Raw genomic sequence first — 21,809 nt, 5'->3', positions numbered from 1 at the left:
TGCATTTTATGTTAAAGAACAGCTATACATTGGTGATGTTGATCGTATGTTTGCTCTTTTTTTCGGCTTGTACGAGCGCCGGAGAAAAGGAAGAGGAATCAACCAATGAACAGGAACCAGTCTCCGATGAAAGCGAGACGGAAACGACGGATAACGTAGAGAACAGTGAAATAGATATGGATCCCGATGAGCCAGTGCCGAATTCGACCTTTCATATCACACAAACCTCGATAAGTTCCGTTTTTTACAAAAGCAGCATGGATATAGATTCTGATTTTCAAAAAGAAGTGGTGGAGACGTTGACGGAGTATGATGCTGTTGGTACAGAGGATGGTACCAAGTTAACGTTACCGGAAGATATTTTGTTTGATTTTGATTCGAGTGAATTGCGTTCGGAATCGACTGAAGTCATGGAGCAACTTGTCCAGGTGATCGACACGACGGATGATGATGTCACTATCGTGGGACATACGGATAGTGAAGGGGAAGATAGTTATAATCAGGAACTGTCTGAAGAACGGGCAGAAGCGGTTCTGGACGCATTAGTTGATGCAGGTGTGGAAGAGGATCGCTTAACCGCTGAAGGAAAAGGGGCTTCGGAACCAGTTGCCGATAACACCAATAGCGATGGCTCGGATAACCCGGAAGGCAGACAGCAAAATCGTCGGGTAGAAGTGACGGTCCATGGTTTTAATGAATAAAAAGTAGAAAACTCCGCACCTTATGCAAGGCGCGGGGTTTTCTGTGTTCATTCCTTTACCTCTTTGAACTCCCGATTGTTTCTTAAGAACATATAAAGTGAGGCGCCGAAGATGGCGATATACCCCAGAATACTCCAAAAGTCCGGGATTTGTCCAAACAGTACGATACTAAAAATGCCAGAGTATACGACGGTAGAGTAGAAAAAGATGGATATTTCTTTTGCCGGTGCAAACTTATAGGCAACGGTAATGCCGAATTGTCCGACGGTGGCAAACACCCCTGCTGCCAGTAAATAAATCCATTGCTGTGGCGTCATCGGCTGATAGAGAAAGAGCACAATTGGTAATAAAATCACGGTGGAAAAGGTCGAAAAGTAAAATACGACTGTATAAAACTGTTCCTTATTGCCTAATACACGTAGAACTGTGTAGGCACCACCGGCAAAAACAGCGGATAAAATCCCTGCTATATAGGGAATCATATCAAGATCAAAGACAGGTTTGATAATAAATAAGGTTCCCAAAAAGGCAATAATCACCGAAACGATCTGAAAACGCAGCACATATTCTTTTAAGAAAATGGCAGCGAAAATGATCGTGATAAATGGGCTCATCTTATTTAGCATGTCCGCATCGGAAAGGACAAGGTGATCAATCGCATAATAATTCAATAATACACCCATCATGCCTAGTGCCGAGCGCAGCAGTAAATGTTTTTGGTTTTCTTTTTTACCAAAAAGGCGTTCCTTGTGATAAACGACAAATCCGAACGCAATAACCATCGATACGGCATTGCGAAATAATGTTTTTTGTATGGTAGGTACATCGCCTGACAGCTTGACAAACACAGCCATCAAGGAGAATCCTAATGCAGATAGTAATAATAATAATATTCCTTTATTTCTGTCACTCATGAAGTCACCTTTTTTCTAGTTATTCCACACTTCTATTATCTTAATACAAAGGAGAGAGGAATGTAAATAAAGAGGATTATTGGTCGGAAAGTTGATTATTTGCTTATTATATGGCAAGTGGTGTTTTTTTATGTGATAGTATAAGCGTTGAACGAATTATATTTCACCTTATCAGCAGTCTGTATCTAGCTCCAAATAGTACTAAAGGACCAGGAGGAATTTGTCTGTTTTATCCATAACTATGTATTTTCACTTTTAAAACGGATTAGGTGCGTACTTACTAAGTATTCTGTTATGATTCAAATAGCAGATAAACGCAATGAAAGGGTGCAGAATATGGAGCAATACCGCATCGATCCAAAAAAAGGATTAGAATTTGGTATCTATACATTAGGTGATCACTTACCAAACCCCGCAACGGGAGGGAGGATATCCGCGGCGCAGCGATTGGAAGAGATTGTCGAGCTGGCCAAGCTGGCAGAAGAGGCTGACATTGATTTCTTTAGTGTAGGAGAGAGCCACCAAGATTATTTCACGACCCAAGCACATTCGGTGGTTTTAGCAGCCATCGCCCAAGCGACGGAGAAAATCAAGATAGCTAGCTCTTCTACAATTATTAGTACGTTGGATCCAGTCAGGGTATTTGAGGACTTTGCCACGATTGATCTCCTATCGAAAGGAAGAACAGAACTGGTAGCCGGACGAGCCTCTCGTGTAGGGAATTTTGAATTATTAGGCTATGATTTACAAGACTATGAGGAATTATATGAAGAGAAATTTGATCTGCTCTTACAAATTAATCGGGAGGAGTATGTAAACTGGGAAGGAAATTATCGTGCCCCGCTCCGTGATGCTCATGTGTTACCCAGACCGTATCATGGTTCGCTGCCGATCTGGCGTGCGGTTGGCGGACATCCGTCTAGCGCGATAAAAGCAGGCTATGCCGGTGTTCCGATGTTTTTAGCCACGTTAGGCGGACCTGTGTCGATTTTTAAACGAACGGTGGATGCCTATCGAGGTGCGTTGGAAGAAGCCGGACATAACCCCGCTCAATTCCCGGTTGCTATTGCAGGCTTTTTCTACTTGGCAGAAACGACACAACAAGCACAGCGGGAAATCTATCCCTCGATCAATGAAGGGATGCAGAAAACCAATGGGCGAGGTTATCCGAAGCAGCACTTTGCACAGGGAGCAAGTCCGCGTGATGTGATGAATATTGGCAGTCCGCAAGAAGTTATCGAGAAGATCCTTTATCAACATGAAATGTATGGTCATCAGCGTTATATTGCTCAAATGGATTTTGGTGGGATGCCTTTTGAACAGTTACGTAAAAACATTGAATTAATAGGTAATGAAGTATTGCCAGCCATTCGTAAACACACATCAAAGTAGGGAGGTGATTGGATGAATATTGTAGCCATCGCAGGTTCCGTGGTAGGATCGAAAACAAAAACAGCGATCCAACAAACGGTGAAAATACTAGGGCAAAAATATCCTGATCATGAGGTGTTGCTATTAGATCTGGCCGCATATGATATCCCTTTTAGTGACGGCAGAAATTATTTGGATTACCAAGGGGATGCCAAATATGTGACCGAACAAATCATGAAAGCGGATGTGTTAATGATTGGCACACCGATTTTTCAGGCGTCCATTCCCGGCACATTAAAGAATTTATTTGATCTACTGCCGACAAGTGCCTTCGAGGGCAAGGTGGCCAGTATGGTGGTAACGGCAGGATCGCAGCGTCATTACCTTATTCCAGAGCAGCAGCTAAAGCCGATTCTGACATATATGAAGGCACAAGTGTTACAGCAATATCTGTTTATCGAAGATGTCGATTTCTATCGTCAGGAAATTACCAATGATGATGTGCTATATCGCATGGAACGATTGGTCGATGATACGATGACGCTGGCAAAGACATACCAACAGATGCAACAGGAGAAAGATGCAGAGTATGGTTTTTGAAAGGGAATAGAATCGGTTGCTAGACATTTTTGAGGGCCTGCTTTCCTTATGGCAGGCTTCTTTTATTGAGGAGAGAGCATCGAGTTATTTTGGATATAATTTGTCTTGTTGTAAATTCTTCATTCACCCTTTTGTTCCCTATTCTGTTATGTATTCGTTATTTTGTAAATCTGCATGTGCAAAGGAAAGCAGCGACATGACGAAAGTAACTTTCTTTTCTCCTATGGTCACTTCTTCCGTTAAATAGGTTCCAAATGTGAATTAGTCTTGGTAGAATGAAAGGGCTTAATTTCATGGCATTTCACATTACGTACTATATTATGACTGATAATGGAGGCGAAATGGTGGAAAAGAGATTGGAAAATGTTTTGTTGGATCACGAATGGATCGGATTAATAAAAGAGGCCAAAAAACAAGGGTTGTCGTTAAAGGATGTTCGCCAGTTTTTGAACCATGCTAATAAACAATCAAAGGTTGAATAGTGATTTTCCGACAAACAGTGGAGAAGGGTGATCTAACGTGTCCAACTTACAAGCCTGCTTAATGTGACATATTGGTGCTCTTTAGCTTGTTAGGCTTCCCTTTTGCCTGTTCTGCTACTCATACTTTCAACAATTGATGGAGGTAGGAAACCAATTCTGCCCGATTGTTCATCTCTAATTTATCATAAAGTCTACTGCAATAATTCTTGACCGTACCAACGGATAGATAAATGGTATCCGCTATCCGCTGATTCGTATAGCCCAATGCTAACAAAGATAAAATTTCTTCTTCTCTGTCAGTAATCGTTATCTGTTTTTCTAATAATTTCTCTTTCAAACGGATGTTAGTATTCTGCTGTTGACTTAACACATCTATTAATTTTTGTTTGACAGATTCGGGAAATACCATATAGCCATTTAACACCTTTTTCATTTCCGATAATAGCCTTTCTATCTCCATGTCTTTTAATACGTAGCCTGATGCACCTAGGCGCATCGCTTCTAAAATGTAGTGATCATCAGAAAAAATAGTCAACATCAGTACTGGTGCTGTGATTTCCATGTTTTTCAGTTCTTTTAATGTTTGCAGGCCGTTCATTTTAGGCATATCAATATCTAATAAAATAAAATCAACGGGAAAAGAATCGACATACTCGATCAGGTCCAACCCATGACGCGCTCGAACAACTACCTCGAATGCCTCATCGAGATCAATCATGGTAGCCAGTCCCTCCCTAATAATCGACTGATCATCCACTACGGCTACTTTTATGTTGCCTTCCATCTGTTTTCCCCCTTTCCTTTTCTACCGGTAGCTTGCAAATAAGTGATGTCCCTTCTGAAGGAATCGATTCAATGTGCAAGTCCCCTCCACTTGCTTCAATTCTTTCCTTCATTGCATGCAGTCCAAAACCTTCCTCTCTCCCTGCTTCAAAACCGCCCCCATTATCTTCAAGACGAATCACTACCGTTTGGTTATCTGTCATGATGACGCAATGGAAATGATCTGCTTTGCCATGCCGCAAGCCATTTGTTAATCCTTCTTGCAGCATGTGGTAAACGGCCATTTTTGCGTCAGGTGACTGTATCGGGATGGAAGAGGGGATATCCTTGTGGATCTGAATTCCTGTTTTTTCTTCTGTGCTTACAAGCAAATGAATAATTGCTTGACGATAGTTTGTAAATGTGTCCTGATGTTTCATTTTATGTACAATACTGCGGACTTCTTCCAAGCTGTGTTGGGCGGAGGCTTGGATGGAATCCAAAAGCACGAAGGCATTTTTGGAATTTTTATGGAACACTTTTTTGGCTGTTTCGATGCCGATGATGGTACTGGTCAAGGTATGGCCCACAGAGTCATGAATGTCTTTGGAGATGCGAATGCGTTCATTTTCAATCAATAACCGATCTACTTCTTTAGAGGATTCATCGAGTTTCTGATAGGCTTGTGACAATTCTTCTTTCTGATCTTTGGTTATCTTGACAAAGTAGAAAGCAATATAAATTACTGCAAATTCAAGCATACGTGGAATAATAAAGCTCCATTCATGAAACGTTGGGAAATCCAGTACAATCAGCCTGCTAAGTGCATATAAAAGATACGCTGCAGTCGTGTACAGCAAGCTTTGTCGCATACGATAGGTCAAGGCCATTTCAGCAATTAAAAAATATAAAAAAATAGAAGACAGGAAAGACAAATCAAAACAAGTTATAAGAAAAGCAATCCCTAAATGCAACCACATAAACATCAAATGTAAAGTAGGCTGATTGTCCTTATTCACGACTAGCATTCTGAAAAAATCGAACAAGATAAATAAACAGCTCGCTCCTATTATTTCCATCGACCATCCATTTTCGTATATAAGAAATGGGATAATGGCGATTGGCATTAAACTGATGAAGTATATGCCCCATTTGCTCTGAAATGTCACTATATCCCCTACCTCCTGATAAATGTGGTAGTTTCTTGGTGGGTTAAAAGACTTTATGACTATAATGATACCACATTTATCAAGATAATAATGAATGATCAACCAAAAATGACATATCATAGCTACATTTGTCTCGGGATATACAAAGCCCAATCAATTTACTCCAGTTGAAGAAAAATATCTTCCAGCGATGGTTCTTCTACTTCCAATCGAAACACATCCACATCCTGCTCGACAAACCATTTATTGACCTGGGGAATGGATTCTTGCTCCTGAACAGTAATTTCTGAACTGGTTCCCCTAATCTGCACGTTTGCAGCTAATGGAGCTAAAGCCGTCTGTAATGATGCTTGCTCCGGTTCCGTGATTCGGCGATGTCGTATATAAATAATGATCTCCTGTTGATATTGCTCCTGCAGCTGTTTCATCGTACCTTGTGTTTGAATCTTACCTTTATTCATGATGGCGATTTCATCACACAGCTTTTCTACTTCATTTAAATTGTGGGAAGTTAAGAAAATGGTCGTCCCGTTGGCAGCAATTTCTCGAATCAAGGAATGAATGTTTAAAACGGCATTGGCATCGACACCGGAAGTAGGCTCATCAAGAAAAAGCAGTTTTGGCTGATTGATAATACTTTGGGCAATTCCTAATTTCTTTTTCATACCAAACGAGAAGTTTTTGACTTTGATATGGGCGGCGTCTGCTAATCCGACCCGTTCCAAAATGCGCAGGAGATCTTCCTTGGAAAGTGATAATTTAAATAATTTTTGAAAGTAGTTTAAATGTCCCAATGCAGTTAAATCGTCATAAAATGTCGAGTAATCTGGTAAGACACCGATCTCGTTTTGTATCGCTTTTAGTTTTTTTGCCGAATGCCCCAGCATTTCAAAGGAGCCAGAGCTAGGATTTATCAGACCGGTTACCATATTAATCAAGGTGGATTTGCCTGCTCCGTTTTTACCTAAGAAACCAAAGATACTTCCTTGGAGGATTTGTAAATCAACCGAATCGACGACCGTTGTCTTGCCATATTTTTTGGTTAATTGATCTGTTTGCAATGCTTGCATTATAAATCCCTCTTTCTAAAAATAAATAAACTGAACAGCATAAATAAAATAGGAAAGATCACCACGAAATAACTGTAATAGGTTTCTTCCTGTGTGTAATAAAAATAAGGAGTGATGTAGCCAATCACTTCAATATAGAACTTGTCTGTTCCTGTACTCCATAAGCCGAGCACTGGGAAAGCAATGGCTAGGACAATACCTAAAAACATCGTTAAGGCTGGTTTGGAGATCACTGTCGAGAGTAATAATGACCAGCCAATAAAATAAGCCACAAAGATAATCGATTGGATCAGACCTAAGAACGAGAATGTCTTCGAAAATGGGATAATCAGTAATAAAGCAACGGCTATGCACACACTCCAAAACAATAAAATTCCAATGAATTTTCCTAAGATAATCTGATCACGGCTTGTTTTGGTCGCCAAAAACCGGATCGTTCTGGTATCGATTTCTTTATTAATTGCGTTATGCGATAGACTGGTGACAAATAAAGGGGAAACCAGGATTAATACGAGCATTAACCCCATCAGATAGGCGTCTTGTCCTAGTCCTAATTCCTGAAGTTGTGCCTCGAATTGGCGAACCAAACTGGCAGCACCAACCGTTACACCAAATAATACGGCGATAATCACAATCGAGCGAATACTCGTCATTAAGCTTTTGAATTCTCTAAATCCTACAGTAAACATAAAGATTACACTCCTTCTCCTGTTATGTACGAACGCTGGTGCATCACAACCCTCACACCAGCGATTAAATAAATAAGGCTGCTGAAAATGCCGAATCCTACTGTTGATAAGGTACCAAATATGGCAGCTATCACGAGCAAGCATCCCGCTGTTTGTACCCTGTATGCCTTTTTTAGTAGTAGAACAGCAGCAATGCCACAGAGTACCCAAACCCCTGATATGGCAGACAAATAAATAAAAAAGTGATTGGATAAATGGTGAGACTGGCTAAATGTATCGGCAAATGCTAATCTTTCTGGACTTCCTTCCAGACTAAACATCCAGATACTGCTTGCGAGTAAGGCGACAAATAGTAGCACACCGATGATCGATACCATTATTTCTGTTTGATGTTTCATTTTCTTCTCTCCTCTCCTTCTTCTTTGCTGGTTCCACTTTACTAAATACAGTTGTCCTTGGCTTGAACAGCACCTAACCAATCGATTAAAAAACCTTGATTTGTTCAACTGTTGGTAAACTTGCTATGTTACGATACCTATGGAGGTGTCAGAAGTGGAGAGTCAAACGAACATATTGATTGTCGATGATGAAACAGCCATTGTGAGCATGTTAGAAATGATGCTAAAAAAAGAAGGATTTCAGAATGTTCATAAGGCATATACTGGCCAAGAGGCCATGGATAGGATAAAAGAACATCAGACGGATATTATTATCTTGGATGTAATGCTGCCAGATGGGAGTGGATTTGATTTTTGTCCAAAGATTCGCGAGCTGACGAATGCGTATATTCTCTTTCTGACAGCGAAAGTATCGGACTTGGATGTGCTAACTGGCTTTGCGACAGGTGGGGATGATTATGTGACGAAGCCATTTAACCCGTTGGAAGTCGCGGCAAGAATCAAAGCTTATTTGAGAAGATCCAGCCAAAGTGAAGCCGGTTATACCTATGCAAAATCGACCGTCTATGATTTTGGTCGGTTTAGCTTGGATGAAAGTGCGGGTGAGCTAACGGTGGATGGTCACATCGTTCCGTGTCCAACACAGGTCTATTTACTGCTGCTCTTCCTCTGCAAACATCCTAACCACGTTTTCTCCAAAGCCGATTTGTTAGAGGCGGTTTGGGGCTTTGATCATTATGCTGATGAAAATACGGTGGCGGTGCATATCCGAAGAATCAGAGAACGGATCGAAGAAAATCCGAGTAAACCGGAACTATTGCTTACCGCGCGGGGGTTAGGCTATAAACTGGTAAAAGGTCAGAGCATATGAAAAAGCTGCGCGGACGTTTGTTTGTCAACTTTTCGATCCAGTTTGGTTTTATTTCATTGTTGATGATTTGTGTGGTTACTCTTACGTTTTTTATTGGCTTATTGTATATTGCTAACGTGGATAGAGAAGCCGATTATTATCAAGCGAAATTAGATGAATTAGCAATTGAATTGTACGAGCCAGCCGAATACGAGAACTCTGGAAGAAGTATAACGGAAATACTGCCGGAAGGTACATGGCTGCAAGTGATTAATCAAGAGGGGGAAGTGGTTGAATCAGAAAATACACCACCTGGTTGGCAAGAGCGCTATAGCAGCATGGATATATTGCAAATAAAAGAGAGAGAACAGATCGGGGGCTATACCCTGAAATATACGATGGAATATACGGTGCCGCTGGAAAATGAGCCTGCAGAGCCGTATCTGTATGTGCTGGGCTATAAGGAACAAGCGGCTTTATTGATGAACGAGCTAACCGAGAATAACAATCATCAAGGTATGATTGATGAAGCCGATCAGCCGGAAATAGAAGCGAAATTAAATGAGTTGGAGGCAAGTCTTGAGATTTATGACGAAGAAGGGGATAGGCTGCAGCAGTTTGGCGAGAGGGAAGAAACGCAGTCTCAGCCATTGGAAGTAATGGAGAAAGACGTTTCACCAGATAATTATGCGGTGAAGCAATATACTTTTTTAGATAGGCCGTCGGGTCATGCGTGGATTCTTTCTGCTCCTAATCAGGAAAAGATGGAGATGCCGTTAACGACCTATCGAGACATTGTCATCGGGATTGTGGTGATTGCCGGAATTATTTTATTGATCACGTTGCTTATTTCCTTTTGGAATAGCTTTCGTTATGGTAAACCGTTGTTCATTTTCACCAATTGGCTCAATCGGATGGGGAGCGGTAATTATGAAGAAGTTTTAACCGATCGTGAGAAGAAACAGGTGTATCGAAAGAATGGTAAAGTCAAGCGGAGATATAAATTGTATAAAGAAGTATTCGCTGCCTTCTATGATATGGCGGAGCAACTGGATGCTTCCCGCAAAGAAAGGGAGCAGCTGGAGAAAAGCAGGGAGGAATGGGTAGCTGGGATTTCTCATGACCTGCGTACCCCGCTGACTACGATGGAAGGGTATGGGAGAATGCTGGAGAATGAGGATTATGACTGGTCGAAGCAGGAACTCCAAGCCATTGGAAAAACCATCTCTGAAAAGAGTGATTACATGGTGGATTTAATGGAGGATTTTATGCTTAGTTTTCAATTGAAAAATGATGCGATGAATATTCCATTTTATCAGGTAAATCTCCCTGCCTATCTGGAGCAGATTCTCGCAAAGTTCCAGACAGATATATCGTTTAGGGACTATCCGATTACGGTGGATTCTACGAGACCGGATCTGGAAATAGCGATTAATAAGCGATTATTGGAAAGAATGATAGATAATCTGATCTATAATGCGTGGAAACACAATCCTTCTGGCACGGCGATTCATATGGAGGTAAAGGAAGCAGTGAATGAGAAAGGATTGAAAATCACCATTGAAGATAATGGGGTAGGGATTGATGAAGACATGCAGCAGCACTTGTTCAGCCGCTATTACCGTGGCACCAATACAGACGAGAAAAAAGAGGGGAGCGGACTTGGTATGAATATTGCCTTGCAAATTGCCAAAGTCCATCATGGCGATATCACGGTGACATCACAAAAGGATAAAGGGACAACGGTTGCCGTTTATTTGCCGTATGTATCCAATTCTGCTTTGAAATCATGATTAAAGCATAGATACGCTGTATGTGATGATAGGATTCGTGAAATAGTGGTATAATAAAAAAACAAGTATTGAAAAAGGCGGTGAGGTCATGTTATCACAACAAGAAATTCTTGATGAATTGTCTAAAAAACTAAATATCTGGAAAGAAAAATATGGTGTGAAACGGATTGGCTTGTTTGGTTCGTATAGTCGCGGGGAACAAAATGAATCAAGTGATATTGATATCATAGTGGAATTTCATGTAACATCTTTGTCTTTTGATAATTATATGGATTTGAAATTTCAACTGGAGGATCATTTTCAAAAGTCAGTCGACCTTGTCATAGTAAATGATATTAAACCAGCGTTAAAACCTAGTATAATGAGGGAGGCTATTTATGCAGAGGGAGCCTAAGGTATTTTTTGAAGATATTTTAAATGCTGCAATAAAAATAGAGGAATTTACAAGAGGAGAATCCTATGATGAATTTTTAGATAATGATTTGGTTGTAGATGCGGTGATTAAGAATATTTTAGTTATTGGAGAAGCTGCTAAAAACATTCCGTTAGAAATGCGAAGGCAGCATCCCGAAATGGAGTGGAGAAAGATGGCTGGGATGAGAGATATGATGATTCATGGCTATTTTTCGATTAATTATCAAATTGTCTGGGATGTGGTGCAAAATAAAATTCCTGAATTAAAACAGCAAGTAGAGCAACTATTAATAGAAATGGAGTAATTAAAGGATATTGGTCAAGGTTTCGTTCAAAGTGATACTAGATCACTTTGATTGATGACCTTGGTGTAGTAACTCCAAACCATATGATAAAAATTAGGACCATTTTTAAGTGTTATATTATCGTTTTTGTGTATGATGGCAGGATTGTTTTTAAAAGAAAAAGACCTCTATCATAAATGTATGATCCCATATAAAGCATACATCTTATGATAGATGGTCATTTTGTTTGCGTAAAAAAATTAATAGGAATTCCTCGTAATCCACCCTTGCTTTTCAAGGAACTGTAAAATGGTGGCGACGCCTTCCTCAACCGATTGCTGCTCGGTGTCGATGATTAACTCTGGGTTTTCTGGTTCCTCATAAGGGGCATCAATCCCAGTGAAGCCCTTGATTTCTCCGGCTCGTGCTTTTTGATACAGTCCTTTAGGGTCGCGTGCCTCACAGCCGTCGAGGCTGCATTTGACATATATCTCAATAAATTCTTGACCGTTTAGCAGGCTTCGTACATTATCGCGATCTTCCTTGTAAGGTGAAATAAAGGCAGTCAAGGTAATCAGTCCGGCATCGTTTAATAATTTGGCAACTTCGCCGATGCGACGGATGTTTTCTTTGCGATCCTCGGGACTGAAGCCAAGATTGTTATTTAATCCATGACGGATATTGTCGCCATCCAAACGGTAAGATCGAACACCACGTTCATGCAGAGCCTTTTCTAATGCTACGGTGAGCGTGGATTTACCGGAACCAGACAGCCCTGTGAACCATAATACAGGACTGTGATGGTTATTTTGATCAAGTCGGTGCTGTTTCGTCACGATGGAATCATGCCAAATAATATGATTCGTTGCTGTCATACTAATTACTCCTTTTTAATCCTTTCATCAGGACTTCTGCTACTTCCGGGCGGGAGAATTCTTTTGGTAATGATTTCCCGGCTCGGAGCAATTCTCTTACCTTGGTACCACTTAAGTGGACATGCTCTGACTTGTCGTGCGGGCATGTTTTTTGCGTGGTCATATTTTCGCATTTTTTGCAGTAGAAGGCATGCTCGAATTTGAAGATATGAATGCCTAATTCTGCCTCATATTCACTAATCAGCTCCTGTGCTTCATAGGTACCATAATAGTCGCCTACCCCAGCATGATCTCTTCCGACAATAAAATGGGTACATCCATAGTTTTTGCGAACAAGGGCATGCAGGATCGCCTCACGAGGACCGGCATAGCGCATCGCTGCAGGATAGATGACAAGCCTAGCACGGTCTGCTGGAAAATAGTGTTTTAAAATCACCTGATAGCTTTCCATGCGAATATCGGCAGGAATGTCGTCAGACTTTGTTTCGCCGACTAGTGGGTTAAGCAACAGTCCGTCGACCGATTCTAAGGCGATTTTTTGGATATATTCATGGGCGCGGTGGACCGGATTTCTTGTTTGGAAACCGACGATCGTTTTCCAGCCAAGATCCTGGAATAGCTGCCTTGTTTCCTTAGGGTCTAAATAGAATTCCTCAAACTGACTGTGATCTGGTCTATTTAATAGGGTGATCGGTCCTGCTAAATAGACATTACCCTTTTCATATAACTTCTTTACACCTGGGTGGTCGTCCTCGGTCGTACCGTAGACCGCTTGTGCTTCTTTTAATTTATCATAATAATATTTCTCTTCTAGCTGTAAGGTGCCATATAAGACATTGTCCTTGCCGTATAGTGCCACTTGATCACCAATGGTTAGGTTATTGGCCTCTGCTTCTGTCACGGCTAAGTTAATCGGAATACTCCAAATCGTTCCATCTACCAAATGTAAATCATTGACGACGGCGTGGTAATCTTCCTCGCCTAAAAAGCCAGTTAAGGGACTAAAACCACCAATCCCAATCAATTCTAAATCGGATACGCTCCAATCATCAATCGTTAGTTTAGGAAAAAAGGCTGCCTTTTCCAATTGGGTGGTACGCTCTTCTCCAGTGAGTTCCTGATTAATGAGTACACCGCCATGTGCGGCGATCGACTCTCGTCTTTTCTCTTGAATAGTGGTCATCATCTATCCCCTTCCTCTTATTTATGGAATTTCCTTCCGTCGTATACTTCATCGATATAACCTTTTCGAACGACAAAATCGCCAAATTTTTCTGTTTCTTCACGATGACTGGCATAGTCATGCAGAATTTCTTTTAAATGGGCAAGGATATCTGCTTCACCAATGTTCTCGCGGTATAGTTGGTTGAGACGATCCCCTGTAAAGCTGCCACCTAAATAGAAGTTGTATTTACCGGGTGCTTTCCCGATAAAGGCAATCTCTGCTAAGGCTGGTCGGGCACAGCCGTTGGGGCAGCCGGTCATACGGATAACGATTTCTTCTTCACTTAATCCTTCTGCCTCTAACAGTTCTTCGATTTTATCAATTAATGATGGAAGGTAGCGTTCGGATTCTGCCATGGCCAAGCCACAAGTTGGAAAGGCAACGCATGCCATCGAGTTGCGGCGTAAACCAGAGTAATGCTTCCCGTCTGTTAAACCATACGACGTAATGATTTCGTCGATTTTTTTCTTCTTTTGGGCGGTAACATTAGCGATGACTAGGTTCTGATTAGGCGTCAAACGGAAATCACCGGTATGGATCTGGGCAACCTCACGCAAGGCCGTCATTAGTTGATAGTCCTCCGTATCTCGTACACGGCCATTTTGAACAAATAGGGTAAAGTGCCATCTTCGGTTTCCTTTTGTCCAGCCGTAGCGATCGCCATTATGATCAAAGTGATAAGGCTTTACCTCATCTAAAGAGTATCCAAGTCGGCTGGCGAGCTCTTCTTTGAACCAGTCTAAGCCGTGGCGATCAATGGTATATTTAAAGCGTGCATTTTTCCGATTCGACCGATTTCCATAATCACGCTGAATCGTGACGATTTTTTCAACGGTGTCAACAATATGTTCTTTTGACATATATCCTGCTATTCTACCTAACTGCGGATAGGTGTTAGTATCGCCATGTGTCGATCCCATTCCGCCACCGACTACGACATTAAAGCCTTGTAATTCCTCGTCTTCTACGATTGCAATCAATCCGATATCCTGGGAAAAGATATCGACATCATTCGATGGTGGAACAGCGATACCGATCTTGAATTTTCGTGGTAAATAGGTTTTACCGTAAATCGGTTCGGTGTCTTCTTTGGAATCAATCACCTTCTCACCATCTAACCAAAGCTCATGGTAGGCACTTGTTTTTGGGGAAAGGTGATCACTGATTTGCTGTGCCCAATCCTGTACTTCCTGATGAATATCGGATTGGTAAGGGTTAGGATTGCACATCACATTACGGTTCACATCACCACAGGCTGCGATCGTGGTCATGGCTTCTTCATTAATCGTTTGGATCGTGTCTTTCAAGTCCCATTTTAGTACACCATGAAGCTGGTAAGCCTGACGAGTGGTTAGCTTGATCGTGTTGTCGCCGTATTTTCGAGACAACTCATCGACTGCCAGCCACTGTTTCGCAGTAGAAACACCGCCTGGGATGGCAATGCGGAGCATAAACTGATAGGCAGGCTCCAATTTCTGTTTGCGTCGCTCATCTCGAATATCGCGATCATCCTGCTGGTAGCTGCCATGAAATTTTAATAGTTTTGTATCATCCTCGGAGATAGAGGCGGTGATTGGGTCGGATAACCCTTCTTTAATCGTCCCGCGTAAATAATTGCTGTTTTCTTTCAGTTTCTCCGTTGGATCGAGTTTGGGCTGATCTGCCATGATATATTTCCCCCTTAGTAAACATCGCGCTGATATCTTTTCTCTTTTTTTAGCTGGTTAACATAAGCCTTTGCTTCTTCTTCTGTTTTATTTCCCTCTTGAGCGACAATCGTTTCTAGTGTTTGATGGACATCTTTAGCCATGTATTTTTCATCACCACAGACGAAAATATGGGCACCTTCTTCCAGCCATGTATACAATTCTTTGGCCTTTTCCTGCATGCGCTGTTGGACATATATCTTCTCTGCTTGATCACGAGAAAAGGCAACATCCATATTGGTTAGATAGCCTTGTTTCAACCATTTTTGCCAATCCACCTGGTAAAGGAAATCGGAGCGGAAGTGCTGATCACCGAAGAACAGCCAGGTCTTTCCTTTGAGTTCCAGTTCTTCTCGTTCCTCAATATAGCCTCTAAATGGAGCAACTCCTGTTCCAGGTCCGATCATAATCACTGGTGTTTGTTCATCAAATGGGAACTTGAAGTTCGGATTTTTATGAACATAAATACTTAATTGATCACCGGGCTCAATACGGTCTGCGATTTCCCCGGAGCAAACCCCATTACGTTCGCGCCCCCATGTCTGGTATCTTACGGTAGTAATGGTTAAATGGACTTCGTCAGGATTCGCCTTATAGCTGCTGGCAATCGAGTATTGCCGGGCAGGTATTTTGCGCAATATATGCATAATATTGGCTGGATCCAGTGCGTTCGGCGGATAATCGATGATGAGATCGAGTAAGTCACGTCCGTCGAGATAGGCTTTCACTTTTGCTTTGTCAGTAATAAGCTGCTGTAATGCTTCGTTGTCAAAATGGTTTGCTGCTTTTTCTAACAGTCCTTTTGTCAGTCTGGAAATCTCAAAGATCGATGATAATGCCTCTTGGATCGAGCGGATTTCTCCTTGCTTATTGATCGGAATTGTTTGTTCCGGATTCCATTCTAAAGTCTCGATCACTTGCTTGACTAGCAGTGGTTCGTTTTTCGGAAAAATGGCCAAGCAGTCTCCTGGTTCAAATTGAAGATTGGATCCCTCTAAGGAAACTTCGATATGACGAGTCTCCTTCTTGGATGTGTTGCCACTTAACACGATGTTATCAAGCACCTCTGCGCTGTAAGGGTTGCTTTTAGAAAAAATCGGCTGCTCTGCAGGGGTAGGGACGGCTGCATTCGTTTTTACACTTTTCTCCGTTTGTTCCTCTAATACACCTAATAGACCAGTGATCCATTCCTCTGCCAATTCCTCAAAATCGACATCGCAATCCACTCGGGGATGAATGCGTTCCGCGCCTAATTCTTCTAAGCGCTTATCGAAATCTAGCCCTGTCTGACAAAAATGTTCATATGATTCATCGCCCAATGACAGGACAGAGAACTTAGCGCCTTGTAATTTCGGTGCTTTGCGACTGTGAAGAAATTCATGGAATTCAATCGCATTATCGGGTGGATCTCCCTCTCCATGTGTGGCGGTGATAATAAATAAATCTTCTACTTCTTTGAGTTTCTTAGCCTTAAAGTCATCCATACTTGAAACATGTACCTCACGCTGCATCCCTTTCAATTTGTCGGATAGCTGTTCAGCTAGTGTCTGGCTATTGCCAGTTTCAGAACCGTAAAGAATAGTAGCGGTTCGTGTGGCAATGACTTCTTCCTGTGTCGCCTCCGGTGTGGAAGCGGCAGCCGGTGCAGGTTCGCTGCCTTGAGAAGCTGCTAAGTAACCAGAAAGCCAAGTTTTTTGAGATTCAGTTAAGCTTGGTAAGAGCTGGTTTAAGATTTCTGTTTGCTTTTGATCAAATGGGGAATTTGCCACTTGTAAAGTCAATGTCGTCACCTCATTTTTATTAATACGATCGATTTACTGGGGTATGCCGAAAAAAATTAAGACGATGGAGCGATGTGTAAGCCGCATTCCGTCTTTTGAGAATTACTCCATCTTCCTGAACGTTCATCACCTTCGCCAGTTACTGGTGAGGTACAAGGGATACAACCGATACTCGGATAATTTTGATCATGCAAGGCATTATAGGGTAGCTGATGTTCTTCAATATATCCCCAAACATCATCCCAAGTCCAATGAATCAAAGGACATACTTTTACGGATTGAAACCGTTCATCCTTGTTGATGTAATTCGTGTTCGCCCTTGTAGGCGATTGCTCTCTTCTTAGACCGGATATCCAAGCAGTGGCACCACTTAGTACTTCTTCTAATGGCTTCACTTTGCGGATATAACAGCATTGATCAGGGTTTCGGGACCATAAGGCCGCTCCGTGCTTCTCTCGTTGCTCATCCACCGTTAACTCTGGCTTTTTAAAGGTGATCTGAAGCGATGGGTAACGCTGTTTGACTTCCTCAATCAAATCATAGGTTTCTTGAAAATGCAGTCCTGTATCTAGAAAAGCGAGTTTAGCATCAGGCTTCGTTTGGGCAATAAGATCAATCAAAACCATGCTTTCGGCACCGAAGCTGCAGGCATAAACAAGCGAATCATCATATGTCTGGTACGCCCATTCTAAAAGACTTTGAGCACCTTTAGTCGGATCATTATCGTCGTAAGTTTCATGATGGAAATCACTGTCGTGAAAGTTATCAAACGTAATCATGTAAACTCCTCCTCATATAATAAAAACCTTCTCAATCATGATCGATTAAGAAGGTAGATAATCTTGTTATCATTCCTTCTTATCTCTCGGGTTCCATTACTAAAATATATGCTGTCCCGCAGGAATTGGCACAGTGTATATGGTTAACCTGTTGCCGAGGTTTCGCTGGGCCTGCCCCTCCACCTCTCTTGATAAGAAAATTAGTGTAATAATTGTTATTCTATATCTTATACACATTAACCCTTAATGTCAATAGGTTTTGTCGGATTTATGTTAATTTCATACATAATGACTAGTGAGAAGGTTGGTTTAAGAAAGGAGGCTTTTAAAAAGAATCATGTAAAATAATACTCGGTCTAATATTAGGTATTTAAGTTTATTTATCATAGGATATATAAGTTGAATTAAATAATTTCTCATTTATTGGATAAGTGCTCTTGATCCATTTACACGAATGGATCAAACGAGGTATTATCAGGAGATAATGTGAAAGAAGACTTGCTTATAAATGTATAAAGTATTTAATATGTCCATTTTAAATCATCTACCTCTTGTTAAAATAGGATGATATAGTAACATAAAAAGGGAATGTTGGTGGAAGAGGTGTTGCATGATGCGGAAAAAAACTTTTGCGGAAGAACAAGAATATATCATGAAGAAGCTAGCTAGTGTGGGTATTATGGTAGAAAAAGGTCTAAATAAACCTAACAATGGCTGCTATTCAGGGATTGTTGGCGAAAGGTGTAAGGATCATTAATATTCCTTCCGCACTTAATAATCGAAAATAAAAATGGGTATCTCTATCCTCATTTCATCTTGATCCACTACAAGAAAAACAGACTCATGTATTTTCTTACCATATTATGTTCGACTTCCGCTTCAAGAAATCGATTTTGTTTAACGTAGTGTAACAGGCTATAAGCGTCCCACCAGGAAAAGCATAATGATTTTAAGTGGGATGCTTATAACTAGGTAACGACCCGATTGGTTCAGCTAACATTGTGTGGAGATGATAAACCATCGGACTCATTTATTGATTTACCACATTGGAATGGAATTAGTGATAAGGATTACTCAAAATCCCTTCCACCTTGGCCATGGTTTCTGGTGACAATTTGGCACCGGAAGCTTGAACATTTTCTTCGATTTGTTCGGGCTTACTCGCCCCAATTAATGCGCTAGACACATTGGATTGGCGCAGGATCCAGGCAAGGGCAAGCTGGGACAAGGAGATCCCTTCATTGGCCGCTTCATTATTTAACGCCTCGACGCGGTCCAGATTCTTAGCTGTTAGTAATTTGGATAAATCTAAATTGTCTTGAGCTGCTCGACTGTCAGCAGGGATATCTTGCCCTTTTTTATACTTGCCAGTGAGCACCCCTTGCGCTAATGGTGAGTAAACTACTTGGCCGATTCCATGTTTTTCACTAATAGGGATAATCTCATCCTCAATCTGTCGGTGAAGCATACTGTAATTGGGCTGATGGACGACAATGCGATCCAATAATCGCTTGTCGGCAATATGTACTGCCTCGGCAATTTGTGCGGCGGACCATTCACTTACCCCGATGTATAGCACCTTGCCTTGTCTGACTAAATCATCTAAAGCACGTAAAGTTTCTTCTAATGGCGTATCTGCATGATAACGATGACAGTAATAGATATCGACATAATCAAGTCCTAGTCGAGTTAGGCTGGCTTCACATTGTTCCATAATATGCTTGCGCGAAAGACCTTGATCATTAGGACCATCCCCCATTTTGCCGAAAACCTTAGTGGCTAGGACATAGGAATGTCGCGGATAGTTACGAAGTGCCTTGCCAACAATCTTCTCTGCCTCCCCACGCATATAGACATTGGCTGTATCAAAAAAATTGATGCCTAGATCATATGCCGTATCAATCGCTTTCTGTGCCTGTTGCTGTTCAACATATCCTCCATAAGTAAGCCAGCTTCCTAAGCTAATCTCACTTACTTTCAATCCTGTATTTCCTAAACGACGATATTTCATCTATTTATCCTCCTTGTTTGACGAATGAAATCAAACGCTTTCATCAAGTATAAAAGATTTATAGTAGAGAAGCGAGTGATCTGTTCCGATGTTTTTTCGTAATAGCAGCGATATATGGTATATTATAGGTAGGAGTGAAGAGGGGGGAGAAGGATGCATTTCTGGATTTGGTTAGGGTTGTGGCTGTTTGCTTGGACTGGTGCTATTTGGTATGAGATACAGCTGCAGATGTTGGATGTAACTTATTTGTTACTGATGGCTGCGATCTTTTTCGCTACCTTCTTTTTTACCTCTATTGCGAGAAAAAGCTATCCGTTTCTATGGTTGCTTTTAATTATTATTATTACTTTTAGTGCTGGCTGGCCCAGAGAAGCGGTCATGAATCCATTCGCATTGATGATGTATACATACACCTTTATTGCTATTATTGAACGGATAAGTTCCAAGATGGTTTATCTGCTGATTAGCTTACTGCTATTATCCTTTATCGTCACGACGATCGGTTCTATGCCCATCCCTGTATGCCTATTGATTGTCCTATCTGCTTATTTGGGTACCTATTATTATCGTCGTAACAGCACGCGATTGGAAGATATAGAAGTGAGATATCAAGCTTTATTACAACGGTACCGCAGTATCAAACGTGAATCGGTGACGCGAGATCAGCATGCCCGCCAAGAAGAACGTGTGTCGATAGGCAGAGAAATCCATGATCGGGTGGGGCATACCTTAACGAACTTATTAATGAAGATTGAAATCTTGCGTATGCAGGGTGATAGTAAGGAGATGGGTGATCTAAAAAGCCTGGCCCAGGAAAGTTTATCAGAAACAAGAAGAGCGGTCAGGGCATTGCGGGAGGATAACACTACAGGTCTCGCTGCCATTATTCATTTGATTCGTAAATTAGAGGCGGAGCAATATATGTCTATTCAGTTTTCATTGAGAAAAAATGCATTATCTGTTCTATTAACGCCGGAGCAAGCGAGCATCACCTACCGGGCTATTCAAGAGGCAATGACGAATGTGATGCGCCATAGTCCGGGAAAGGAAGCGATGATCGTGCTAGAAGCCCCTGGACAGACACATTTTCGCTTTGAAGTGAGTAATCCCATCGAACAACAAATGGAGGTAAAAGAAGGGTTTGGCTTGCAGTCGATGCGCGAGCGATTAGTTCAGTTGAGTGGCTATTTAGAGGTGCAAACCTATCAGCAGCAATTTATTGTTAGAGGATCGTTTCCACTAAAGGAGGATACAGCATGACGGATATTCTGATTGCCGAGGATCAAGCAATTGTACGACAAGGGATCCAATTAATGCTGGAGACAGAATCCAGTTTTCATGTAAAAGGGGAAGCGCGAAATGGTAAAGAGGCCCTTCAACTACGGGAGTCCGCCCATTTTGACGTAGCCCTATTAGATATTCGTATGCCGGAGATGGATGGCTTACAAGCGGCCAAGGAAATGCTGCGACGTTTTCCAGCAACAAAAGTGTTAATGTTGACGACATTTAATGATGAAGAGTATGCGATCGAGGCCTTGCAGATTGGTGTGAGTGGTTATTTGTTGAAAGATGCCGAAGCGCATCAGTTGATTCAATCGATTAAAGGCTGTTTGGCAGGAGGCCTGCAATTACCAGGTGATGTAGCAAGCAAGGTAGTCCCTCACTTGCTGGAAAAGAAAAAACCGAAACAACAGAAGGATTTCATTCATTTAACCAAGCGTGAAGCCGACATTTTGTGTTTGCTGGGCGAAGGCAAAAGCAATAAAGAAATCGCTGATACACTGGCACTTTCTGTGGGCACAGTGAAGAATCATATTAGTCAGTTACTTGATAAATTAGATCTGCGTGATCGGACGCAGCTGGCGATTTATGCAATTCATCAAGGATATGTCTAAAAGCATTTCGCGTTCGATAGGCAGAATAGGTAACGACTCT

At 41.6% G+C, this 21,809-nt stretch carries 23 protein-coding genes and 1 riboswitch; of the genes, 11 read left to right on the top strand and 12 right to left on the bottom strand.

The features are described 5' to 3' along the window. The first annotated feature begins 8 nt into the window (after positions 1–8). A complete protein-coding gene (locus tag E0E32_RS07515) occupies positions 9–701 on the top strand; it encodes an OmpA family protein (protein WP_207302280.1) in 693 nt (230 codons plus the stop codon). A gap of 47 nt (positions 702–748) precedes the next feature. Here the strand turns inward: E0E32_RS07515 and E0E32_RS07510 are convergent, their stop codons facing one another. Then, positions 749–1,615 (bottom strand): DMT family transporter, encoded by an 867-nt coding sequence (locus tag E0E32_RS07510; RefSeq protein ID WP_130859430.1) that lies wholly within the window; start codon positions 1,613–1,615, stop codon positions 749–751. A 336-nt stretch (positions 1,616–1,951) separates the two neighbouring features. Between E0E32_RS07510 and E0E32_RS07505 the strand changes: the two genes are divergently transcribed. The 3 genes from E0E32_RS07505 to E0E32_RS07495 all read left to right on the top strand — a co-directional run bounded on the left by E0E32_RS07505 (position 1,952) and on the right by E0E32_RS07495 (position 4,068). Next, positions 1,952–3,007 carry an LLM class flavin-dependent oxidoreductase gene (locus E0E32_RS07505; protein WP_066188713.1) on the top strand — a complete coding sequence of 352 codons (1,056 nt, stop codon included), beginning with the start codon at positions 1,952–1,954 and terminating at the stop codon, positions 3,005–3,007. Positions 3,008–3,019: 12 nt separating this feature from the next. Then, positions 3,020–3,586, top strand: coding sequence for an NADPH-dependent FMN reductase (locus E0E32_RS07500; protein ID WP_130859429.1), 567 nt, complete (start codon positions 3,020–3,022; stop codon positions 3,584–3,586). Between the two features lie 293 nt (positions 3,587–3,879). Continuing rightward, positions 3,880–4,068 (top strand): anti-repressor SinI family protein, encoded by a 189-nt coding sequence (locus E0E32_RS07495; protein ID WP_066188708.1) that lies wholly within the window; start codon positions 3,880–3,882, stop codon positions 4,066–4,068. 118 nt (positions 4,069–4,186) lie between these two features. Here E0E32_RS07495 and E0E32_RS07490 read toward each other — a convergent pair whose 3' ends face one another. From E0E32_RS07490 to E0E32_RS07470, 5 genes are all read right to left on the bottom strand, one after another. Then, a complete protein-coding gene (locus E0E32_RS07490; RefSeq protein WP_130859428.1) occupies positions 4,187–4,852 on the bottom strand; it encodes a response regulator in 666 nt (221 codons plus the stop codon). Then, positions 4,818–5,999: a sensor histidine kinase gene (locus tag E0E32_RS07485; protein ID WP_165444987.1), complete on the bottom strand. Its 1,182-nt coding sequence runs from the start codon at positions 5,997–5,999 to the stop codon at positions 4,818–4,820. Before E0E32_RS07485 ends, E0E32_RS07490 begins: the two co-directional genes overlap by 35 nt. Before the next feature lie 158 nt (positions 6,000–6,157). Further along, positions 6,158–7,069, bottom strand: coding sequence for an ABC transporter ATP-binding protein (locus E0E32_RS07480; RefSeq protein ID WP_130859426.1), 912 nt, complete (start codon positions 7,067–7,069; stop codon positions 6,158–6,160). Beyond that, a complete protein-coding gene (locus tag E0E32_RS07475) occupies positions 7,069–7,758 on the bottom strand; it encodes an ABC transporter permease (protein WP_130859425.1) in 690 nt (229 codons plus the stop codon). Before E0E32_RS07475 ends, E0E32_RS07480 begins: the two co-directional genes overlap by 1 nt. Before the next feature lie 5 nt (positions 7,759–7,763). Further along, positions 7,764–8,156, bottom strand: a complete 393-nt coding sequence (locus E0E32_RS07470; RefSeq protein WP_130859424.1) for a DUF4064 domain-containing protein — start codon at positions 8,154–8,156, stop codon at positions 7,764–7,766. A gap of 154 nt (positions 8,157–8,310) precedes the next feature. Here E0E32_RS07470 and E0E32_RS07465 point away from each other — a divergent pair, with 154 nt between their 5' ends. From E0E32_RS07465 to E0E32_RS07450, 4 genes are all read left to right on the top strand, one after another. Next, positions 8,311–9,027, top strand: a complete 717-nt coding sequence (locus E0E32_RS07465) for a response regulator transcription factor (protein ID WP_434059205.1) — start codon at positions 8,311–8,313, stop codon at positions 9,025–9,027. Then, positions 9,024–10,799 carry a sensor histidine kinase gene (locus E0E32_RS07460; RefSeq protein ID WP_130859422.1) on the top strand — a complete coding sequence of 592 codons (1,776 nt, stop codon included), beginning with the start codon at positions 9,024–9,026 and terminating at the stop codon, positions 10,797–10,799. Before E0E32_RS07465 ends, E0E32_RS07460 begins: the two co-directional genes overlap by 4 nt. 88 nt (positions 10,800–10,887) lie before the next feature. Further along, positions 10,888–11,193 (top strand): nucleotidyltransferase family protein, encoded by a 306-nt coding sequence (locus E0E32_RS07455; RefSeq protein ID WP_130859421.1) that lies wholly within the window; start codon positions 10,888–10,890, stop codon positions 11,191–11,193. Next, positions 11,177–11,518, top strand: coding sequence for a HepT-like ribonuclease domain-containing protein (locus E0E32_RS07450; RefSeq protein WP_066188684.1), 342 nt, complete (start codon positions 11,177–11,179; stop codon positions 11,516–11,518). Before E0E32_RS07455 ends, E0E32_RS07450 begins: the two co-directional genes overlap by 17 nt. Positions 11,519–11,757: 239 nt before the next feature. Here the strand turns inward: E0E32_RS07450 and cysC are convergent, their stop codons facing one another. Genes cysC through E0E32_RS07425 form a run of 5 tightly spaced genes read right to left on the bottom strand, consistent with a single transcriptional unit; the run spans position 11,758 to position 17,863 of the window. Next, on the bottom strand, positions 11,758–12,372 hold the full coding sequence (gene cysC, locus E0E32_RS07445) for an adenylyl-sulfate kinase (RefSeq protein ID WP_130859420.1): 615 nt from the start codon (positions 12,370–12,372) through the stop codon (positions 11,758–11,760). A 1-nt stretch (position 12,373) separates the two neighbouring features. Beyond that, positions 12,374–13,558 carry a sulfate adenylyltransferase gene (gene sat / locus E0E32_RS07440; protein ID WP_392388585.1) on the bottom strand — a complete coding sequence of 395 codons (1,185 nt, stop codon included), beginning with the start codon at positions 13,556–13,558 and terminating at the stop codon, positions 12,374–12,376. A gap of 14 nt (positions 13,559–13,572) precedes the next feature. Further along, positions 13,573–15,264 (bottom strand): assimilatory sulfite reductase (NADPH) hemoprotein subunit, encoded by a 1,692-nt coding sequence (cysI, locus tag E0E32_RS07435; RefSeq protein ID WP_130859419.1) that lies wholly within the window; start codon positions 15,262–15,264, stop codon positions 13,573–13,575. Positions 15,265–15,278: 14 nt separating this feature from the next. After that, the gene (locus E0E32_RS07430; RefSeq protein ID WP_130859418.1) at positions 15,279–17,084 is read right to left on the bottom strand and encodes an assimilatory sulfite reductase (NADPH) flavoprotein subunit; all 1,806 of its coding nucleotides are present in this window, start codon (positions 17,082–17,084) and stop codon (positions 15,279–15,281) included. 56 nt (positions 17,085–17,140) lie between these two features. Next, positions 17,141–17,863: a phosphoadenylyl-sulfate reductase gene (locus E0E32_RS07425; RefSeq protein ID WP_130859417.1), complete on the bottom strand. Its 723-nt coding sequence runs from the start codon at positions 17,861–17,863 to the stop codon at positions 17,141–17,143. 76 nt (positions 17,864–17,939) lie between these two features. Beyond that, a riboswitch (SAM riboswitch) is annotated at positions 17,940–18,061 on the bottom strand. A 412-nt stretch (positions 18,062–18,473) separates the two neighbouring features. Here E0E32_RS07425 and E0E32_RS22125 point away from each other — a divergent pair. Then, positions 18,474–18,620 (top strand): hypothetical protein, encoded by a 147-nt coding sequence (locus tag E0E32_RS22125; RefSeq protein ID WP_165444986.1) that lies wholly within the window; start codon positions 18,474–18,476, stop codon positions 18,618–18,620. A gap of 300 nt (positions 18,621–18,920) precedes the next feature. Here the strand turns inward: E0E32_RS22125 and E0E32_RS07420 are convergent, their stop codons facing one another. Then, positions 18,921–19,874 carry an aldo/keto reductase family protein gene (locus tag E0E32_RS07420; protein ID WP_066188663.1) on the bottom strand — a complete coding sequence of 318 codons (954 nt, stop codon included), beginning with the start codon at positions 19,872–19,874 and terminating at the stop codon, positions 18,921–18,923. 153 nt (positions 19,875–20,027) lie between these two features. Between E0E32_RS07420 and E0E32_RS07415 the strand changes: the two genes are divergently transcribed. Both E0E32_RS07415 and E0E32_RS07410 read left to right on the top strand, forming a co-directional pair. Next, a complete protein-coding gene (locus tag E0E32_RS07415) occupies positions 20,028–21,134 on the top strand; it encodes a sensor histidine kinase (protein ID WP_066188659.1) in 1,107 nt (368 codons plus the stop codon). Continuing rightward, entirely contained in the window at positions 21,131–21,769 is a 639-nt protein-coding gene (locus E0E32_RS07410; protein ID WP_066188653.1) for a response regulator transcription factor, read from the top strand. Before E0E32_RS07415 ends, E0E32_RS07410 begins: the two co-directional genes overlap by 4 nt. Positions 21,770–21,809: the final 40 nt, after the last annotated feature.

This window comes from Gracilibacillus phocaeensis (assembly GCF_900626275.1).
Lineage (GTDB): Bacteria > Bacillota > Bacilli > Bacillales > Amphibacillaceae > Gracilibacillus > Gracilibacillus timonensis.
This window is presented reverse-complemented; position numbering and strand designations above follow the sequence as displayed.